The organism is Coprococcus eutactus (assembly GCF_001404675.1).
GTDB classification, from domain to species: domain Bacteria; phylum Bacillota; class Clostridia; order Lachnospirales; family Lachnospiraceae; genus Coprococcus; species Coprococcus aceti.
The window spans coordinates 175,705-192,076 of record NZ_CYXU01000004.1 but is presented as its reverse complement, the minus strand read 5'-3'; the positions used below and the strand labels follow the sequence as shown (position 1 = coordinate 192,076).

Here is a 16,372-nt window from a genome sequence, read left to right as displayed (position 1 = left end):
CTCTAATTATTTTTATACTGAAGCTCCTGCTTCTTGGCAGTAACCCTTGTATCCTTCTCTACTGAGTTGGTGATAAATGTATTACCACCCACAACAACGTTGTCCTCGATGATAGTCTCTCCTCCAAGGATGGACGCGCCTGAATAGATGGTTACATTGTCACCGATGGTTGGATGCCTCTTGGCTCCCTTGAGTTTCTGACCTCCCTGTGTAGAGAGTCCTCCAAGTGTCACGCCCTGATATATCTTCACATGCTCGCCGATAACAGTCGTCTCGCCGATAACGATTCCAGTACCATGGTCAATAAAGAAATACTTTCCTATGGTGGCCCCCGGATGAATATCTATTCCGGTCACGCTGTGGGCGTGCTCAGTCATGATCCTTGGTATCATCGGCACATCCAGCAGACAAAGCTCATGTGCCATACGGTATACAGATATGGCATACAGTCCAGGGTATGAAAGTATGACCTCATCCTTGCTGCCCGCAGCAGGATCTCCGTCAAATGCCGCCTGGATATCAGTCTCAAGATAGTCTCTTATCTGAGGTATCTTATCCATGAATTCATATGTTATATCCATCGCCTTATCCTCAAGCTCAGCATCTGTGAGCTCAGGAAACTTTTTGCAATACCTGAGAACTATCATGATCTGTTTCTTCAGATGGAATATTACATCCTCTATGATAACAGACATGTTATTCTTCAAGCTGTATATCTTATACAGCTTGTCGCTGTAATAACCCGGATACAGAATCTTCATGAGTTTGTCGATCACATCGATAATGGCTGTCTTATCCGGCTCGTTGCACAGATCCGTCTTGTTGATGGCTCTGTCATCGCCGAAATCATCCAATATCCTCTGCACGATTCCCTCAATTCTCTGTTTATCTGATCTATCCATTACTTATTCAGATCCTTTCTAATAATATCTCCCAATATCACCTGCCCAGCCAAAATCTGCCGCGATGATATCTTCATATTATAATATGTGCTTAAGTCGATAAACACACAGCTATTCTAACAAATTATGCACATTCATTCAATAGTGGGATTATGCGTACAAATTATCCGCAATCCGATTGCAGAGATTACTGCTAAAAACAGTGGTTCAGAGGAATGGAATTTTTCCACTCCTCTTTTTCTCATACCAGACGCAACATCACCATATAACTCACAGTCCCCAGCAGGATACTCAGAAGCGTATTGTGCCTCCATTTGTATGTACCGCCTGTCACCAGAACGCCAACGAGACTTGGTATTCCAGTTGCCACCGGAGCCGCCACCGCCCCCTTCAGACAGTACACTATGAGCACCGCCATGATGGTCGCCGGAAGCACCTTCCCAAGCTTTACCAGCATCTCCGGCATCTGTCTTTTTCCATTAAATATGACAAATGGAAGTGCCCTCAGTGCAAATGTCACAACTGCCGACACCGCAATTCCTATCAATATATATTTCGTATTCATGATATTTTCCTACTTTCTCCTCATATTCCACACCACAAGCACCGCTGACGCTATGATGAGTGACGGCAGAAGGAAATACTGCGGTCCAACTACCAGCAGACACACTGCCGCTATCACAATTCCCGCAATCGCCGGGATATGGCTCTCCGCCTTCTCCCACTGATCGATAAATATGATGACAAACAGCGCCGTCATACAGAAATCAATCCCCGTCATATCAAACGGAATGATCTGCCCCAGGATTCCCCCGGCAACCGCACCGATCATCCAGTAACACCTCGACAAAAAAGCCACCCAGAACATGATGCTCTGTTTCTCCTTACCAGTGTCCGGCAAGGTGCAGTTCACAGCATAAGTCTCATCCGTCATTGTATGTATCATATATAATTTCCGCTTTCCCATGCGGTTGAACTCATCCACAAATGTCAGCGCATAGAAGCTCTGCCTGCTGTTCATCAGAAATGCAGTGAGCGCCATGGTGAGTATGGAGGCTCCGCTTGAAAGCAGTGTCACAAGCACAAACTGGTACGCCCCCGTGTACACCGTCAAACTGACCAGCAATGAATAATACCATTTGAATCCGGCATTCTCCATCATGATCCCATATGCCATGCTGACGAACAAATAGCTGCACATGATTGGGATTGATTTGATGAATGCCTTTCTGAATATATTTCCCACGATTTTTCCTCCAACAAAACAATCGTGGTTATCCTAGTGTTTTTATAGGATAACCACAACTATTCTAACATACTAAATGTTTGATGGGCAATAGCTCAATTTGTAGCTCAAATTCTCCGTTTTGTATACTTTTCTAAAGCTTTCATTAACTCTCTTTCAAGTCCCTTGAATTCCAAGCCGCTCTCATGTATTCTCAGTGACATATATCTTTTATAAAACTGTAATCCTAATAGGGAAATTGACATTTCTTTTGTATATGTTATAATCATAGTCAATCGGAGGCTCCTGCCGTTAAGTGGAATACGAAAAGCGTTAGTTCTACCGAGGTGGAACTACAATTATTGGCTATGTGCATTATGCGCATAGCCTTTTTTATTTATTAGTAAGCCCCTACATCCAAATTTTTCATTTAAAGAGGAATATATGACAAAAAATCGTTTACATCTATATCGAATAGATATGAAATACATACGAGAACTACATAAAGTTTGTGATCATGTACCATCTGTAAGCCCTCAATTAGGCAAAGATAACAGGCACTTTATTGGCATCATTGTTATGATTAATAGTAGAATGTATGCCATTCCGATAACAAGACATGACGGCAAGCCTCAGAAAAGGAAAACACTACATAACAACGCTGGTTATACAAAAGTCATTACCGAAACCGGACGTTTTGTAAGCGGAATAAATTTTATTGATATGATTCCTGTTACAGAAAAACAACTTTTACCAATGGATGATTATTCTATAAGAAAAAATGACTCTCGTTTGGAGAAAAATAGAAAACGAGACTTAAAATTTATATCTGATTATGTAAACGAAGAGGATCACTCTAGAGAAATAGCGAATAAAGCAATAACATTATATAACCAGTATATTAGCAATGAACCTTTCAAAATAAGAAAGTATTGTTTACCTTTTAACGAATTAGAAATAGTGTGTGATAAATACAACAAAGTCACGACCTAATCTGCACTGATATCCCCGGATTCCCGGACAGATACCACTCAGCATCAACGTCGTGACTTTATTTGTATTACATCTTCAATTTATCTAAACCACTTCTCTCTGTCCTCTCACAGCCCCTCTATATATAAACACCGCACACACAGCCGTTATAAGCTCTGCTACCCAAAACGCATTCCACACACCAGCAGGTCCGAAACCACAAAGCCTTGAAAGTATCCATGCAGCCGGGATTATGACAACCACATATCTGAGCAGGGATATGAGCAGGGACGGAGTTCCCTTCCCCAACCCCTCAAGTGCCCCCGATGCAGTTACCGACACAGCCGACACTACAAATCCGGCGCATATGATGCGCAGTGCTGTCCCACCCGCATTTATTGTAGACACATTCTCTGTGAACATACCTATAAGCCTTTCCGGGATGAGTAGGCACACAACTGTTCCAGCCAGCATGATTCCAACATTTAATGCAAGCGTTATGGTGAATATCTTCTTCACCCTGGCATGCTCTCCGGCACCATAGTTATAGCCTATGATAGGACGCATTCCCTGAATGATTCCATTTGCCGGCATATACAGGAATGTCTGAAGTTTGTAGTACACGCCTAGGATCATGACATAAGTTGCCGAATACATGCTGAGTATGGCGTTGAGTGCGCTTGTGAGCAGAGAAGGCAGTGCCATATTGAGTATAGCAGGTATGCCTATGGCATACAGCTTCTTCACCATCAGACCGCCCTCATGCAAATGCCTTATGCCGAACTTCACATTTATCGGTCTTCCAAAGTACACAATAAAATAAATGATCAGTGTAAACACCTGTCCCAGGCCAGTTGCCAGTGCAGCGCCTTCTATACCCATTTCAGAAAATGGTCCCGCACCAAATATCAGCAGCGGATCAAGCACTATATTCACAATGCAGCCGCCCATCAGTCCAACCATTGTAACTATCATGCGTCCAACCGACTGGAACACCTTCTCAAATGCAAGATCAACCGAAATAATTATAGAAAATCCAAATACTATGTCAGCATAACGACAGCCAAGGTCAAGGACGTCTCCACTTGCCTTGAAGGCTCTGAGAAACGATGGAATAATGGCAATACACACGACTGTCATCACTATTCCCTGTATAACAGCAAGAAACATCCCCCAACTAGCTGCACGATCTGCCCGCTCATTGTCCTTGGCTCCAAGATATATGGCTATCACCGCGTTTATTCCAACACCAAATCCGATCGCCACAGCATTTACAAAATTCTGCAGTGGAAATACATACGAAAGTGCTGTCATCGCATCCTCACTTATCTTAGCCACAAAGAAACTGTCAACTATATTGTACAAAGCATTCACCATCATCGATATAACCATAGGCAGTGCCATGGACATCAAAAGTGGGAACACCGGCTTTTCTTTCATAAAATTCTCGTTCATAAAACCTCCATCCCCGGATGGCATAAATAAAGCCCCACAACCTTGCGGTTGTGGGGCGAAAAGATGACCTGATCCGGAAAAATCCACCAACTTGTTTTCGTTAAAATTATTATGTATGATTTTATACTTCAACCAGCATATATGTCAAGATCCTGTACGACCACAAAGTAGCCTCTGTCACCATCCTCTTCCACTGGGATAGCATGTATAAGGCTTGCACCCCCATGGTTGTTTGCACAGCTGACTGACAAAACCCCTCTGAGGAAATTTTCTGTCTGATATTCCGTATTGCCGCCTGTGTAACTCTCCATGCGCTCACGGCTGAGAAAATCTCTGACTATTTTTCTTGACCGATCCGAGTCAAACCGGTTACTTATCAATCCAATTACTTCATCGTAGTTATTCGCACAAGATACAGCATTGTTCAGCTCAGAATCGCCTTTTATAACACAGTATTTATCGTTCTCATAATTAACATATATAATATCAGTATACATATATGCGATCCTTGCCTCTACCCTGGATTGAGCCTTTTTTATATCAGACTCTATCTTGTCAAGTACGGTCACTCTGTCCGTACCATCCCTGTTGATGCTGTGGATCACGCTGACATTCTTGCCCTTCTTTTTTGCTTCATACAGCGCAGTGTCCGCGACATTCATACACTCTTCTGTGCTGAATCCTGAACCATTGATCTGACATATACCAGCACTGCAATGGACATTCTGCCCTCTCTCCATTGTCTTGCGCTGAAGTTTTCTGGCAAATCTTATCACCTTTGACTCCAGAACAGATATATCCGATAAGCCCTTGTGAAGCACAACATACTCGTCTCCACCATACCTGCAGGCAACGTCCTCTTCATAGCAGTCACTCCGGAGAAACTTTGCCACCTTCTCAATCCAGTAATCACCAACTGCGTGACCATATGTATCATTTACACTCTTGAAATCATCTATATCCACAAATACAAGAGAAGCACTATCTTCGTCAGTCATGTTATCTATATACTCTCTTATCCTCTGCATTCCGGCTGTCTTGTTGTACATGCCGGTCAGAAGATCATGCTCAGCCTCGTACTTTGTACGCTCAACCTCCTGTCTGGATCTCGCAAGTGATCTGTCCATCTCGACCATATCAACTGCAAACATGATCTGTGTAGAAGCCACCACAGATATCGTCTGGAATGAAATCCCATAATAGAATATGACAACAACCGTGGATATACATGGCAGGATAAAATACAAAACACTTGACCAGAAAACTCTTTTTTCCAGTCTTTTTTTATACTGCAAAAGTATCGAAAAACTTAGAACAAGTCCTGCTGCTGCAATAAGCTGCGACAACAGATAACCGCTGCTCCTGTTATAGAAGTTGTTATCATCTATATAATAGAACAGCTTGTCACTGAACTGGGATATAATGAGCAGGACTATCCCAGCAGCACTCAGAACTACCACGCCCCTTGCTTTCGCTGGCATCTTCGTCTCTCCTCTGTTGAGAATGACAAGAAGATAAAACGTAAACAAAGTCATATATAAATAGTTGATAAAGAACACGGCAAAATTGCTTATCTTCAGCATGTAATAGGCTGTCTGTCCTGTTTTTCCCTGATAATACCATGACAACATATCTGCAGCCAGCAGGATGATACATGCAGCCTCCATACATAGACTCACATTCTTTTTATCTCTATTATTATTCTTCTGAAGGAATATAACCACAAATGCAAACAGACAGATTAATATTCCCCACATTTCAAATGCTATATTAAATACAGCAGTCCTATCCACTAACTATGCGCCCCCTTAAACTTCCTGGCGATTTATTGTAGTAATTGTACAATTTGATTTGTGCAACATTTTCTCAATTTTATAAGTTCATATGAGAACCATTCTATATATCATACCTTAATTTGTCAATTACTAGATAACACATATTTATGGAATTTTGTCGCCACAGGGGACATATATGTCCGGCTGTCATGAACAACATAATAAAGCCTGTCAACCAGCTGATGTTTTATGCTAAGAACCTTCACATCAAGCCTTTTGAGTATATCCATGTAAGGGACTACCGCTATTCCAAACCCTGCTGCCACAAGTCCGGCTATGACCTCATCCTCCTCCGTTTCGCATGCTATCTCAGGAGCTTTGCCAAGTCCTTCAAACATCTCATCCACCAGGCTTCTCATTCCAGATCCCTTCGAAAAATATACGTGTTTATATCCAAGTGTATCCTCAAGTGTCACCGAATCCCTATCTGCCAAATAATGTCCCGACGGTGCTATGACAACAAGATCCTGTCTGCCGACAGGAACGGCGGAAAATCCCATCGTCTCAGGCGGTCTTGAACAGAAAACCATGTCATATTTTCTGGCCGCAAGATCATCAAGCAATTGCCCTGTGGTCCCTGTATGAAATGTAAACGACACATTTCTGTTTTCAGCTTTCTTCAAATACTCCGCTGCCAGACGCGGTACAAATTCCATTCCAAGAGGTCTTATGAGACCAAGCCGTATCACGCCATCCCCGGCAGCCTCCTTTTGTATGGACTCCACCCCCGCATCAAGCGTGCCAAGCGAACGCTCTGCACATGCAAGGAATTCTCTGCCAAATGCAGTGAGCTCCGTATTGCGCCCATTCTTTTCAAAAAGCATTACCCCAAGTTCTTCCTCAAGCTGGGATATTGCGTGACTGAGGCTTGGCTGCGTTATATTCAGATTTCTGGCCGCATTTGTATAATGCTGAACATGGGCCAGTTCAACAAAATATCTAATATATGACAGGTTCACTTATAACTCCCCCTTTTCATTATTTATACATGATCCTATTCATATTTTAATACAATCCGAATATTTTTTATAGACAAAATCTATCAAACCATAAAAACTATTTATTTGTTATATGATGTTGTCGGTGCTACAATCAAAAACCGCAGGGATATATATATGAAGTCTTAGACAATTAAAGCTCCCCTGATGCTGGGGAAATCAAAGTATATGTTATAAAACGCATCATATATGAAAGAAATGAGGAAAAGCAGAAAATGAATACTCAATCAGGAAATGCACATCTGCATAACATGTGGGGCGAGATCGCCCTGATAACAGCAGTCACCATCAACAGTTTCGGAGTGGTTCTCATGCTCTATTCTGCAGCAGGAATATCGGCAATATCCAGCGTGCCATACGCATTCTCGCTGGTTCTTCCAAGACTGACTCTCGGAACCTGGACATACATATTTCAGGGCGTACTTATTCTCACTCTCATGATCATGAGAAGGAAATTTGTCCCCCAGTACCTGTGCAGTTTCATAGTTGGTTTCGTATTTGGCAAGATGCTGGATATCCATGAGATGTGGATCGGGGCTTTGCCAACTGCCCTCCCATGGAGAATCCTTTACTTTGTGATAAGTTACATTTTGATATGTATCGGAATCGCACTGTCCAACAGATGTGGACTTCCGATCATCCCGACAGACCTTTTCCCAAGAGAGCTGTCTGAGATTATATCGGCAAAATATTCCAAGGTTAAGATTTCGTTTGATGTGATCTGCCTTGCAACGACAGCTGCCATGACAGGTTTTATCCTCGGTCATATCTACGGCCTGGGAATCGGAACAGTTCTTGCTGCATTCACCATGGGCAAGGGAATCGCCATAGTTGGAAACGCCATGGACAAACATGTTACAATAGCTCCATACATAATAGCGCACATAAAGCGCCACGGCAGCCACAAAGCCCAGTACGCAGGACACTAAAGTGTTTTTCCCCACGACCAGGCACGCAGATAAAAAATAACCATATATATGCCAGTCGGTAGTGAAGGCTCCATTGGTTCGATCAGTTACCTGCTAAGGCGAAGCAAACAACGCCCTTATCGTTTGCGTAGCCGCATGCATATGTAACTGGTCGAATCAATGGAAGCCGAACGTGACTGCATATATATGATTATTTTTTATCGTCCGTGCCGTCCGTCAATTAGGCATTTGCCAGCTGGCGTCCAAGCTCCTTACACTCCTCAAGGCCTTCTGCGTCAGGTGTCTCATGGCACATAAGTCCGGCGCCGCCTACGAGTTCTGCGCCTGCTGACTGCATTCTCGCCTCCCAGTCGCGCATCCACTCGCCATCTCCCCAGCCGTATGAACCGAAGAGTGCGATCTTCTTGCCTGAAGCAAATCCCTCAACCTCAGCAACAAATGGCTCCATCTCAGCCTCCTCAAGCACCTCAGCTCCCATAGCCGGGCATCCAAGTGCAAATACTGGTTCATCCTTGAGTGCATCCGGTGTGATGCTGCTTACAAATACTACCTCCGCTTCCTTTCCGGCATCTCTCACGCCATCCGCAATAGCCTCCGCCATCATCTGTGTATTTCCGCCCTGTGTCCAGAATACGATATTAATTTTGCTCATAATAATCCTCCTTATGAAATTATATGTAAAAGGGGGCTTTCCCTATACATCCTTGTAAACTGTGTTTATCTGCATCTTTCCATATACTTCTACGCCGCGTTTCTGCTCGCCGTGTACATCCCCATGATATCCCTCATATGCAGTCCATTTGAAAGAAATTGAATAAGTCTCTCTTCCGCACATTCAAATATATGAAATGTTCTCCGCTTTGATTCAGCATTCTCATATACCTTCCAATAACCGGAGCAAAGTGCATTTCTTCCGTTCTGCAGAATAAATCCCTCCACATCCTCCGGTGGGTATCCAAGCAGTAAGCCCATCTCATGTGGAAACCACTCCTTGCCAAGAGCTCCATCGCCACAAGCCTGATCTTCATGTGCCGGTTGTTTTGAGGTGAATCTTCCTCTGCTCTTTAAGTACTGCTGATATTTTTCACGAAACACCGCAAGTATCTCAGAAAGCTCCATGTCCTCATATCCCAGCTCAGACATAAGTCTTTGCACATCATCCCTCCGGACAAATGCCCTGAGCTTTGCCGCATTGTAGATAAATACATTTACCCTGCCACAGGTTGCTCCCAGTGTGTACATACATATATCACTGTCCTTCAGTATCTCCACCATCTGACGATATCCGCTGAGTTCTATGTTCAGCAGATTTGACACCTTGACACCCGTTATCACCGGTGCACATTGAAGTGCCATCTGAAGTTCCACGTCACCGAGCTCCATGCCCTTCATGATCTCCCATGTATTTTCACTCATACAAAACCTCCTTGTGGCAAATAGGTTTGGTTAGCCTTGTCTAACTCTAGTGAAAATACTACATGATTCCTCCCCGAACGTCAATAACCCGGAGTGAGACATTTTCTCACTCCGGGTTATCTTGTTGATTAAAAATATACATTTATAAATTCTGCTTTATCATCGTCCTGCGTGGCTCTTTATTTCCGCCTGTTACCATATTGAGCAGCCGCCACACACCATATGCACAGATCCCACACACAGCCACAGGTACAAGGAGCACTACTATGACTCCTGTGCAGACTCCTGTGCAGACTCCTGTAACCAGGTATCTAAACCATTTCATCACATCACCATTCCTCATATCTACTGCCATCTTAATGCATTCCTCTCATTACATTATAAGCTGATCTTCTTAGTAAGCAGTGTCGCACTTCCTATATAACTGCCGATCATGCATACAACATAGAGAATAAGCTGCGGTATGTTCTTATACATCGCGTCAAGCATAGTCTCCACCTGCACGTTCTTCCCAAGGTGCGGAAGCTTGTATGCTATGTAGCTCACCAGCACATAAAGAGCCACAAAAAGTATAAAGCTGACAACACCCTTTATCTTCTTGTTCTGAAGTACTGTTGAAGACAGTGACACTGCAAGGTACGCTATAGTGATCATTGTATAGAATTGAATAAGTGCTATTGCTATAAGCCCTGCAACATTTGCAATGACACTTCCTATTGATAATCCTCTTGTCCCCAGAATTTCATCCAGCACAATCTCAGCACCAGCTACACCGCCGTTATGTGACTTAAGCAGGTTATAATCAACAACTATAAGCAGTCCAAGAAAGGCCACGAGTGTCGCACCGGTGAGCAGGATTGAAAGCAGCTTTGCCCCGATAATCTTGTAATTTGAAATTGGCGTCATAAACACCATATACCCAGTCTTGTTCTTCAGATCCTGACTGTATATTATCACACCATATATCAAGACGAACATAAACGAAGCCCAGCCTCCCAGCACAAGGAAGGTGATACCAAGTCCAGTTAGCAGATCTTTTTCTGCAAATATTCCAATCAGGAACAGCAATTCTGCTGCCGCAAGAGCCGTTATAACCACCAGAAGTGAAAATACTCCACGTCTGTATTCATATTTCATCATCTTTAACATAATATCTATCTCTCCTTCATCAACAAATTTAACTATCCAATATGTATCGCCCCTACTAGTACCGCCTCCTCACATTCGTTCGAAGGCAAGTCGTCAGCACCATTGCGAAATGCACCTTCGGTGCATGGTGCTTCCTCTCGCTCACACGAGCGGGGCAGGTCGTCGGAACCGATTCCTATTATGAACTTCGTTCATAGCGGTTCCTCCTAAGCATATATTTCCTTATACATATCAACTATCGACTTGCCCCTGCTCACTCGCAGCTCCTCCGCATCACCCTGAAGCACACAGGTGCCATTCTTGATAAAGAATGCGTGATCCACGATCCTCTCAAGCTCATCCACAAGGTGGCTTGACATGAGCACGGCTGTGTCATCCGATATATTCCGGACAATCGTGCTGATGATCTTCTCCCTAGCTATGATGTCTATTCCATTCAGTGGCTCATCAAGCATAACGATCCTGCTGTCTCTGGACAGAGTAACCGCTATCTTGAGCTTTGCCAGCATTCCTGAAGACATGCTCTTCGCCTTCTGATCCGGATTCAGCTCCATCTCAGCAAGCAGTCCCATGTATTTGTCATAGTCAAAGTCATCAAAGAAATCTTTGTAATACTTTCCTATGTCCTTACAGTTCATATATCCGAAGAAGAACGCCTCCGTCGGCATATAAGCTATGTCCTTCTTTGACCTGTATGTCATAGGCACTCCATCTATTGTGATAGTTCCTGAGTCCGGCTTGACCAGGCCGGCTATGATCTTCATAAGTGTTGACTTTCCACTTCCATTTGGACCGAGCAGCGCATATATGTGTCCCGGCTCTATCTCCAGCGACAGGTCGGATATCGCTGTGGTGGTGATATACTTCTTAACAAGATGTTCGCATTTTAACATTGTATCATTTCCCTTCTTTTTTATTACTTCTTACTTCCTTCTCAAAGTGTTCTTTTAGCAGTTCAAGGATCTCGTCCTGTGAAAACCCCATACCGGTGAGCTGTTCATCAAAGCTCTGTATGATTTCCTCTATTCTCTCCTTTTTCAGGTCGTCTATGACCTTGTCATCCTCCGTCACAAATGTTCCTATTCCACGTCTGGTATAGGACAACCCCATAGACTCCATCTCGCTGTAAATCCTCGCTGCAGTATTCGGATTTATCTGGTATTCTATGGCAAGTTCTCTTGATGACGGAAGCTTAGATCCCAAAGGCAGTGTGCCCGCTATGATCTTCTGCTTTATATCCTCTATGACCTGAAGATATATGGGGATATTCGTCTTAAATTCCATCACACACCTCCTCCTTGTATGTTGTCTAGCTCTTCTGTACCTCTGTACTAGTTGAATAGTACACTAGTATCATGGTGTTGTCAACTGTATTTTTAAATAAAGCATATTTTTTTAGTTTTTTGTCATCTAGATAGTAACTCATGCATCAGGTCATCTCGCCATCTTTGCTTATTACCTACATTTTATCTCATATACAATGTTTTCACTTAAAAGATAAAAAATTATCCATAAAACACATTATTCTGTGTCCTACGGATAATTTTTTAAAATTTTTTCTTTTTTAGAGCTTTTTCATCTATTTGGAGATAATTTTATATCTTTTCCCTTGTTATCCCAACAGCCACTAGAGAATTCATACAAATTAAATTTCTAACAAGCCCTCAGCACCAGTGCTTGCAGCTCGCACACATTCATATAAAGCTTCTCAACTCTGTCTGCAAATGTCGATGTGGAGAATTCATATGCCGACTGCACTGCATTTCGTCTGAGCTGATGCCTTAAAGCAGGACTCATATCAAGCCACTTCACCAGCGCAGTTTCAAATGTTTCCTCATCAGTAAATTTCCAGCCATTCTTTCCCGGATCAACCACATCTACAAGGCACGGATCCTCTCTGCACAGAAGCGGCACTCCCGCTGCCAGAGCTTCTACATATGTAAGCCCCTGAGTCTCGCTCGTGGATGCACTTACGAAGAAGTCACCAACCTGATAATACTCAGCCACCTTATCAGGCTCGATCATGCCTGTAAATATCACACTCTCTGAGATTCCAAGCGCTCTTACCTGTTCCTCTACCTCCGCCCTATATGGTCCGTCTCCAACTATCATGAGGATTGTACCATACCCGTGCACTCTCTTCTGGCATCTAAGTATCTCCTGGATATTCTTCTCCTTCGCCAATCTGCCAACATAGAGAAGAACTGTCTGGTCATCACTGAGTCCGTACTGCTCTCTGATTCTGTGTCTGCTGTCCGTTCCAATGTATTTTCCGAATTTATTCATGTCGATTCCATAGGGGATCACCTCAACAGGACATAACACATCATACTTTTTAAGCACATCCTCTATCTTCCTGCTTGGTGCTATCATGGCATCGACCCTCGATGATAACATCCTGGTAAGTTTCTGCACAACTTTGCGTCCCCACGCTGCATTTGGCGAAAAGTAATGAGTGTAATCCTCGTATATCGTGTGGTATGTGTGCACTATCGGCGCATTTGTCTCATCTGCTATCTTCTTCGCCATGAAGAAGGTTGAGAACTCGCATTGGGAATGTATGACATCTGGTTTCCATTCTATGAGTTTGTCTATGACCGCCTTGATAACAGGCATCTTAAGCCTCGCCTCCGGATAAATCTTTCCGGCACCTACTGACGCCGCATATATCACATCTCCAACTATATATGTGTGGTGATTTCTCGAGAGTGTAAGTATCTTTACCTCATGTCCTCTTTTCTTAAGTTCATTTGACAGATTTACAACCGATGTCACAACTCCATTTATAACAGGTTCATACCAGTCCGTAGTAATAAGTATCTTCATGATCTATCGTCTCCTTCTATTTCAGGCGGCTTTCATTCTGTCCATCACCACCTGCACCTTATCCTCATATCAACTACTTTCTGGTTATTACTCTGCCATACACTTATAAATTTTCGTTGTAACAAATCTAAATATTATATAAATTGTATCTATGGGCACCCCAAAAATGTATCTACGGTCCCCCCATAAACGGATAGTTATCTGTCATTGATTGATTATCAGTTTCACAAAAGTTTCTCGGATATTCCTGGGTGAATTTCTTGACAATTTATTTAGAAAACTCCTTGCATTTTTTCCAGAATCTTCTTATACTATTATGGCAGTGTTGATAAACACACTCGGTGCGTGGCTCAGCTTGGTAGAGCGCTTCGTTCGGGACGAAGAGGTCGTGGGTTCGAATCCCGTCGCACCGATTTTTTTATGCACAAAAGCATCTGGATTCCCTGCTAAAATATCACATCTGATCTCTTATCCGCATCAGTCTTGAAATACTCCACCATATTGTGACCCGTTATGGCCGCAACCACCGAAGAAGGAAACTGGCTGCACAGATTGTTATAATTTGTCACACCTGCATTGTACAGTCTTCTTGCCGCCTGGATGTGCTCCTCCGCATTTGTGCAGCTGTTCTGAAGGACCTCTATATTCTTGCCCGCCGCCAATTCCGGATACGCCTCCACAACTGCATTTATCTGATCCGAGGCATTTTTCATAAGTTTCTCTACCCCGGTCTTCTCATCAGGTGTCATGCCTTTTCTGAGCTTTATCGCTGTTATCAGATTCTCGCTCTCATACGACATATAAGTCTTTACCATCGCATACTGTTTTGTGAGCAGATCATATCTCTTTGCAAGAGCAATATCCACATCCGAGTCCAGCTCTCTCACCTTATTTTCCGCTGCTTTCAGAGCATTTGCAGTCTTTATCGCATACGCTAAAAGTATCAAAACTATTACCACCAACACACAAAATACGAACACACCTTTGCTAAATAATATTGTAAACATACATTTCCCTCCGTGTACTTTTGCTCATTTTCACAATTTCTCTTCTATAGTAACAGAGCCGCATCCATCGTCTCCTGCAGCATGCGCAGGTATTTGTCCAGATAAGCCTCCACATCACTCATACTTTTTATATTTTTCTCCTCGTCAAATACCATGTATTTATCACTCTTGCTTATACACATGTACAATCTGTCCCCATCGAATGTCACATGGAGAGAGGCCTTCTCCTTTGGATAAAGTGCCGCCAGCCTCTCCATGACATCCGGTGTAAGCATATAAAATATATTCTCCTCGTCATTGCAGTTTATAGTGAACAGCAGATTAAAGTTCTCGTTTTCTGTCTTTTCTATTCTTCCCACTGCGCCACGCTCCAGACCGCACTTCAATATATTCTTCATCTCCAGTTCGGAGTTTCCCATGACTCCCAGCAAAGCCGATGAACTTTTTCTATATGGTATCTCAACAACCAGCCCGCCAAATAATTTGTCGATCTTTTTCTCTCTGTCACCATCGCTGTCCTCGTAATAATACTCGTACTCCATGTACTCATAACTGCACCTGAAATGGACACCTCTGTATGTTCCCTCCACCATGTCACGTCCGATAACCGGCAAAGGCTGTCCATCAAGTGTAAATGGTCTGCCACCGAAACAGTTCAGTCTCCTCATCTGTTCATCAGGAAGTCCGCCCTGATGTCTGTATACGCTGTCCTCCCCATAACGTCTCCTGATAATCTGTGGGATCAGCTCCGTGTAAATCACACCGGAATTTGGAATATCCACCTTTTTCTTTTTGCTCTTATTCACCCATCTGAATATAAGGAAGATAACTACCCCGTATACGATCACCAGCCCGCCGGGATTTTCTGAATCTGTTCCAACACCAGTTCCCGCACTGCCTGACGATATGCTGTCCATACCGCCAAATATCTGCTCTATCCTGTCAAATATCTGCTCAGTTATACTTATACCGTCTATCAGCCCGGCCTCGTTAAGTATCGTGAACGCTATGATCGCCACTACTACGGTTATGAGCACTATTCGGATCCCGAGCCATTTTGCCCTTCTCTTCGCATCCGCCTGATCGCTTCTTCTCTGAAAATCACTGGGCAATCCTTCATTCTCGTATCTTGATATAACATCCTCTGACCGGTCATTCTGTCTGGTTTCCCCGTAGAGCCTCTCCTCTATCTCCCGGCGCCACATGGCATCAAGCGCTTCCCACCTCAGCTTTATCTGCTCATTTGTCATCCCTTGCTCCCGCATCTCTTTCTCTCTTTGACTGCGGTATATTCTGGAATACATGTTAGGCGCTCCGGCATCCGGTCCAAGATACACCCGGTCTCTCTCATCTATCGGCAGATCGGCATATGCATCTCCGGGCATAAGCGTCCCACCCGCATAGTTTCTGACATGATACTCAGCTGATTCATTTGCAAATTCAAGTGCGCGGGCCAGTCTGTCCCCGTGTTCCTTTTTCATCCGTGATTTCTCCTTTATCCCCGTCCAGATCAACTATTATTTGATTTACTATAAAACATTTTCACATCTGTCCACTATCAGCGCCGTGTAAAATTTCAGTCAAATGCGTGCAAGACGGCACTTATCTGCTCAATATAACATAACCGGCGACTCCGCATCCCACAAATGAAGGCGGGG

General features: G+C 43.5%; 17 protein-coding genes and 1 tRNA gene. 3 read left to right on the top strand and 15 right to left on the bottom strand.

Annotated features, from left to right (window positions below; genetic code table 11):
- Nucleotides 1–2: 2 nt before the first annotated feature.
- The 3 genes from ARA78_RS09875 to ARA78_RS09865 all read right to left on the bottom strand — a co-directional run bounded on the left by ARA78_RS09875 (nucleotide 3) and on the right by ARA78_RS09865 (nucleotide 2,148).
- Complete coding sequence (locus ARA78_RS09875; RefSeq protein ID WP_022217305.1) at nucleotides 3–902, bottom strand: serine O-acetyltransferase; 900 nt, start codon at nucleotides 900–902, stop codon at nucleotides 3–5.
- Between the two features lie 241 nt (nucleotides 903–1,143).
- A complete protein-coding gene (locus ARA78_RS09870; RefSeq protein WP_022217304.1) occupies nucleotides 1,144–1,467 on the bottom strand; it encodes a branched-chain amino acid transporter permease in 324 nt (107 codons plus the stop codon).
- 9 nt (nucleotides 1,468–1,476) lie between these two features.
- Nucleotides 1,477–2,148, bottom strand: a complete 672-nt coding sequence (locus tag ARA78_RS09865; protein ID WP_242849709.1) for an AzlC family ABC transporter permease — start codon at nucleotides 2,146–2,148, stop codon at nucleotides 1,477–1,479.
- A 423-nt stretch (nucleotides 2,149–2,571) separates the two neighbouring features.
- On the opposite strand from ARA78_RS09865, the gene ARA78_RS09860 reads away from it, so the two are divergent.
- Nucleotides 2,572–3,120: a type III toxin-antitoxin system ToxN/AbiQ family toxin gene (locus tag ARA78_RS09860; RefSeq protein WP_055146613.1), complete on the top strand. Its 549-nt coding sequence runs from the start codon at nucleotides 2,572–2,574 to the stop codon at nucleotides 3,118–3,120.
- 84 nt (nucleotides 3,121–3,204) lie between these two features.
- Here ARA78_RS09860 and ARA78_RS09855 read toward each other — a convergent pair whose 3' ends face one another.
- From ARA78_RS09855 to ARA78_RS09845, 3 genes are all read right to left on the bottom strand, one after another.
- Nucleotides 3,205–4,554 carry an MATE family efflux transporter gene (locus ARA78_RS09855; protein WP_055146616.1) on the bottom strand — a complete coding sequence of 450 codons (1,350 nt, stop codon included), beginning with the start codon at nucleotides 4,552–4,554 and terminating at the stop codon, nucleotides 3,205–3,207.
- 128 nt (nucleotides 4,555–4,682) lie between these two features.
- Nucleotides 4,683–6,311: a GGDEF domain-containing protein gene (locus tag ARA78_RS09850; RefSeq protein WP_207641798.1), complete on the bottom strand. Its 1,629-nt coding sequence runs from the start codon at nucleotides 6,309–6,311 to the stop codon at nucleotides 4,683–4,685.
- Nucleotides 6,312–6,472: 161 nt separating this feature from the next.
- Entirely contained in the window at nucleotides 6,473–7,348 is an 876-nt protein-coding gene (locus ARA78_RS09845; RefSeq protein ID WP_055146621.1) for a LysR family transcriptional regulator, read from the bottom strand.
- A gap of 254 nt (nucleotides 7,349–7,602) precedes the next feature.
- On the opposite strand from ARA78_RS09845, the gene ARA78_RS09840 reads away from it, so the two are divergent.
- On the top strand, nucleotides 7,603–8,316 hold the full coding sequence (locus ARA78_RS09840; protein ID WP_055146624.1) for a DUF6198 family protein: 714 nt from the start codon (nucleotides 7,603–7,605) through the stop codon (nucleotides 8,314–8,316).
- Nucleotides 8,317–8,536: 220 nt separating this feature from the next.
- Here the strand turns inward: ARA78_RS09840 and ARA78_RS09835 are convergent, their stop codons facing one another.
- The 7 genes from ARA78_RS09835 to ARA78_RS09805 all read right to left on the bottom strand — a co-directional run bounded on the left by ARA78_RS09835 (nucleotide 8,537) and on the right by ARA78_RS09805 (nucleotide 13,707).
- Complete coding sequence (locus tag ARA78_RS09835; protein ID WP_055146627.1) at nucleotides 8,537–8,968, bottom strand: flavodoxin; 432 nt, start codon at nucleotides 8,966–8,968, stop codon at nucleotides 8,537–8,539.
- Between the two features lie 89 nt (nucleotides 8,969–9,057).
- Nucleotides 9,058–9,732, bottom strand: coding sequence for a DUF3793 family protein (locus tag ARA78_RS09830; RefSeq protein ID WP_055280458.1), 675 nt, complete (start codon nucleotides 9,730–9,732; stop codon nucleotides 9,058–9,060).
- 142 nt (nucleotides 9,733–9,874) lie between these two features.
- Complete coding sequence (locus ARA78_RS09825; protein WP_055280457.1) at nucleotides 9,875–10,087, bottom strand: hypothetical protein; 213 nt, start codon at nucleotides 10,085–10,087, stop codon at nucleotides 9,875–9,877.
- 23 nt (nucleotides 10,088–10,110) lie between these two features.
- Nucleotides 10,111–10,881 carry a hypothetical protein gene (locus tag ARA78_RS09820; RefSeq protein ID WP_055280456.1) on the bottom strand — a complete coding sequence of 257 codons (771 nt, stop codon included), beginning with the start codon at nucleotides 10,879–10,881 and terminating at the stop codon, nucleotides 10,111–10,113.
- 206 nt (nucleotides 10,882–11,087) lie between these two features.
- Complete coding sequence (locus ARA78_RS09815; protein WP_004849959.1) at nucleotides 11,088–11,774, bottom strand: ABC transporter ATP-binding protein; 687 nt, start codon at nucleotides 11,772–11,774, stop codon at nucleotides 11,088–11,090.
- A 4-nt stretch (nucleotides 11,775–11,778) separates the two neighbouring features.
- Complete coding sequence (locus ARA78_RS09810) at nucleotides 11,779–12,165, bottom strand: GntR family transcriptional regulator (protein ID WP_055146638.1); 387 nt, start codon at nucleotides 12,163–12,165, stop codon at nucleotides 11,779–11,781.
- A gap of 369 nt (nucleotides 12,166–12,534) precedes the next feature.
- Nucleotides 12,535–13,707 (bottom strand): glycosyltransferase family 4 protein, encoded by a 1,173-nt coding sequence (locus tag ARA78_RS09805; protein WP_055146641.1) that lies wholly within the window; start codon nucleotides 13,705–13,707, stop codon nucleotides 12,535–12,537.
- 339 nt (nucleotides 13,708–14,046) lie between these two features.
- On the opposite strand from ARA78_RS09805, the gene ARA78_RS09800 reads away from it, so the two are divergent.
- Nucleotides 14,047–14,120: transfer RNA gene (locus ARA78_RS09800), tRNA-Pro, on the top strand.
- A gap of 33 nt (nucleotides 14,121–14,153) precedes the next feature.
- On the opposite strand, the gene ARA78_RS09795 is transcribed toward ARA78_RS09800, so the two are convergent.
- Both ARA78_RS09795 and ARA78_RS09790 read right to left on the bottom strand, forming a co-directional pair.
- Nucleotides 14,154–14,714 carry a LemA family protein gene (locus ARA78_RS09795; RefSeq protein ID WP_055146645.1) on the bottom strand — a complete coding sequence of 187 codons (561 nt, stop codon included), beginning with the start codon at nucleotides 14,712–14,714 and terminating at the stop codon, nucleotides 14,154–14,156.
- A gap of 44 nt (nucleotides 14,715–14,758) precedes the next feature.
- Entirely contained in the window at nucleotides 14,759–16,195 is a 1,437-nt protein-coding gene (locus ARA78_RS09790) for a DUF3137 domain-containing protein (protein WP_055146648.1), read from the bottom strand.
- Nucleotides 16,196–16,372: the final 177 nt, after the last annotated feature.

Excerpts from the sequence above, each read along its gene's own strand:
- ARA78_RS09875 (WP_022217305.1), bottom strand. The coding sequence starts at position 902 with ATGGATAGATCAGATAAACAGAGAATTGAGGGAATCGTGCAGAGGATA.
- ARA78_RS09870 (WP_022217304.1), bottom strand. The coding sequence starts at position 1,467 with ATGAATACGAAATATATATTGATAGGAATTGCGGTGTCGGCAGTTGTG.
- ARA78_RS09860 (WP_055146613.1), top strand. The coding sequence starts at position 2,572 with ATGACAAAAAATCGTTTACATCTATATCGAATAGATATGAAATACATA.
- ARA78_RS09855 (WP_055146616.1), bottom strand. The coding sequence starts at position 4,554 with ATGAACGAGAATTTTATGAAAGAAAAGCCGGTGTTCCCACTTTTGATG.
- ARA78_RS09850 (WP_207641798.1), bottom strand. The coding sequence starts at position 6,311 with ATGTGGGGAATATTAATCTGTCTGTTTGCATTTGTGGTTATATTCCTT.
- ARA78_RS09840 (WP_055146624.1), top strand. The coding sequence starts at position 7,603 with ATGAATACTCAATCAGGAAATGCACATCTGCATAACATGTGGGGCGAG.
- ARA78_RS09835 (WP_055146627.1), bottom strand. The coding sequence starts at position 8,968 with ATGAGCAAAATTAATATCGTATTCTGGACACAGGGCGGAAATACACAG.
- ARA78_RS09830 (WP_055280458.1), bottom strand. The coding sequence starts at position 9,732 with ATGAGTGAAAATACATGGGAGATCATGAAGGGCATGGAGCTCGGTGAC.
- ARA78_RS09825 (WP_055280457.1), bottom strand. The coding sequence starts at position 10,087 with ATGGCAGTAGATATGAGGAATGGTGATGTGATGAAATGGTTTAGATAC.
- ARA78_RS09820 (WP_055280456.1), bottom strand. The coding sequence starts at position 10,881 with ATGTTAAAGATGATGAAATATGAATACAGACGTGGAGTATTTTCACTT.
- ARA78_RS09815 (WP_004849959.1), bottom strand. The coding sequence starts at position 11,774 with ATGTTAAAATGCGAACATCTTGTTAAGAAGTATATCACCACCACAGCG.
- ARA78_RS09810 (WP_055146638.1), bottom strand. The coding sequence starts at position 12,165 with ATGGAATTTAAGACGAATATCCCCATATATCTTCAGGTCATAGAGGAT.
- ARA78_RS09805 (WP_055146641.1), bottom strand. The coding sequence starts at position 13,707 with ATGAAGATACTTATTACTACGGACTGGTATGAACCTGTTATAAATGGA.
- ARA78_RS09795 (WP_055146645.1), bottom strand. The coding sequence starts at position 14,714 with ATGTTTACAATATTATTTAGCAAAGGTGTGTTCGTATTTTGTGTGTTG.
- ARA78_RS09790 (WP_055146648.1), bottom strand. The coding sequence starts at position 16,195 with ATGAAAAAGGAACACGGGGACAGACTGGCCCGCGCACTTGAATTTGCA.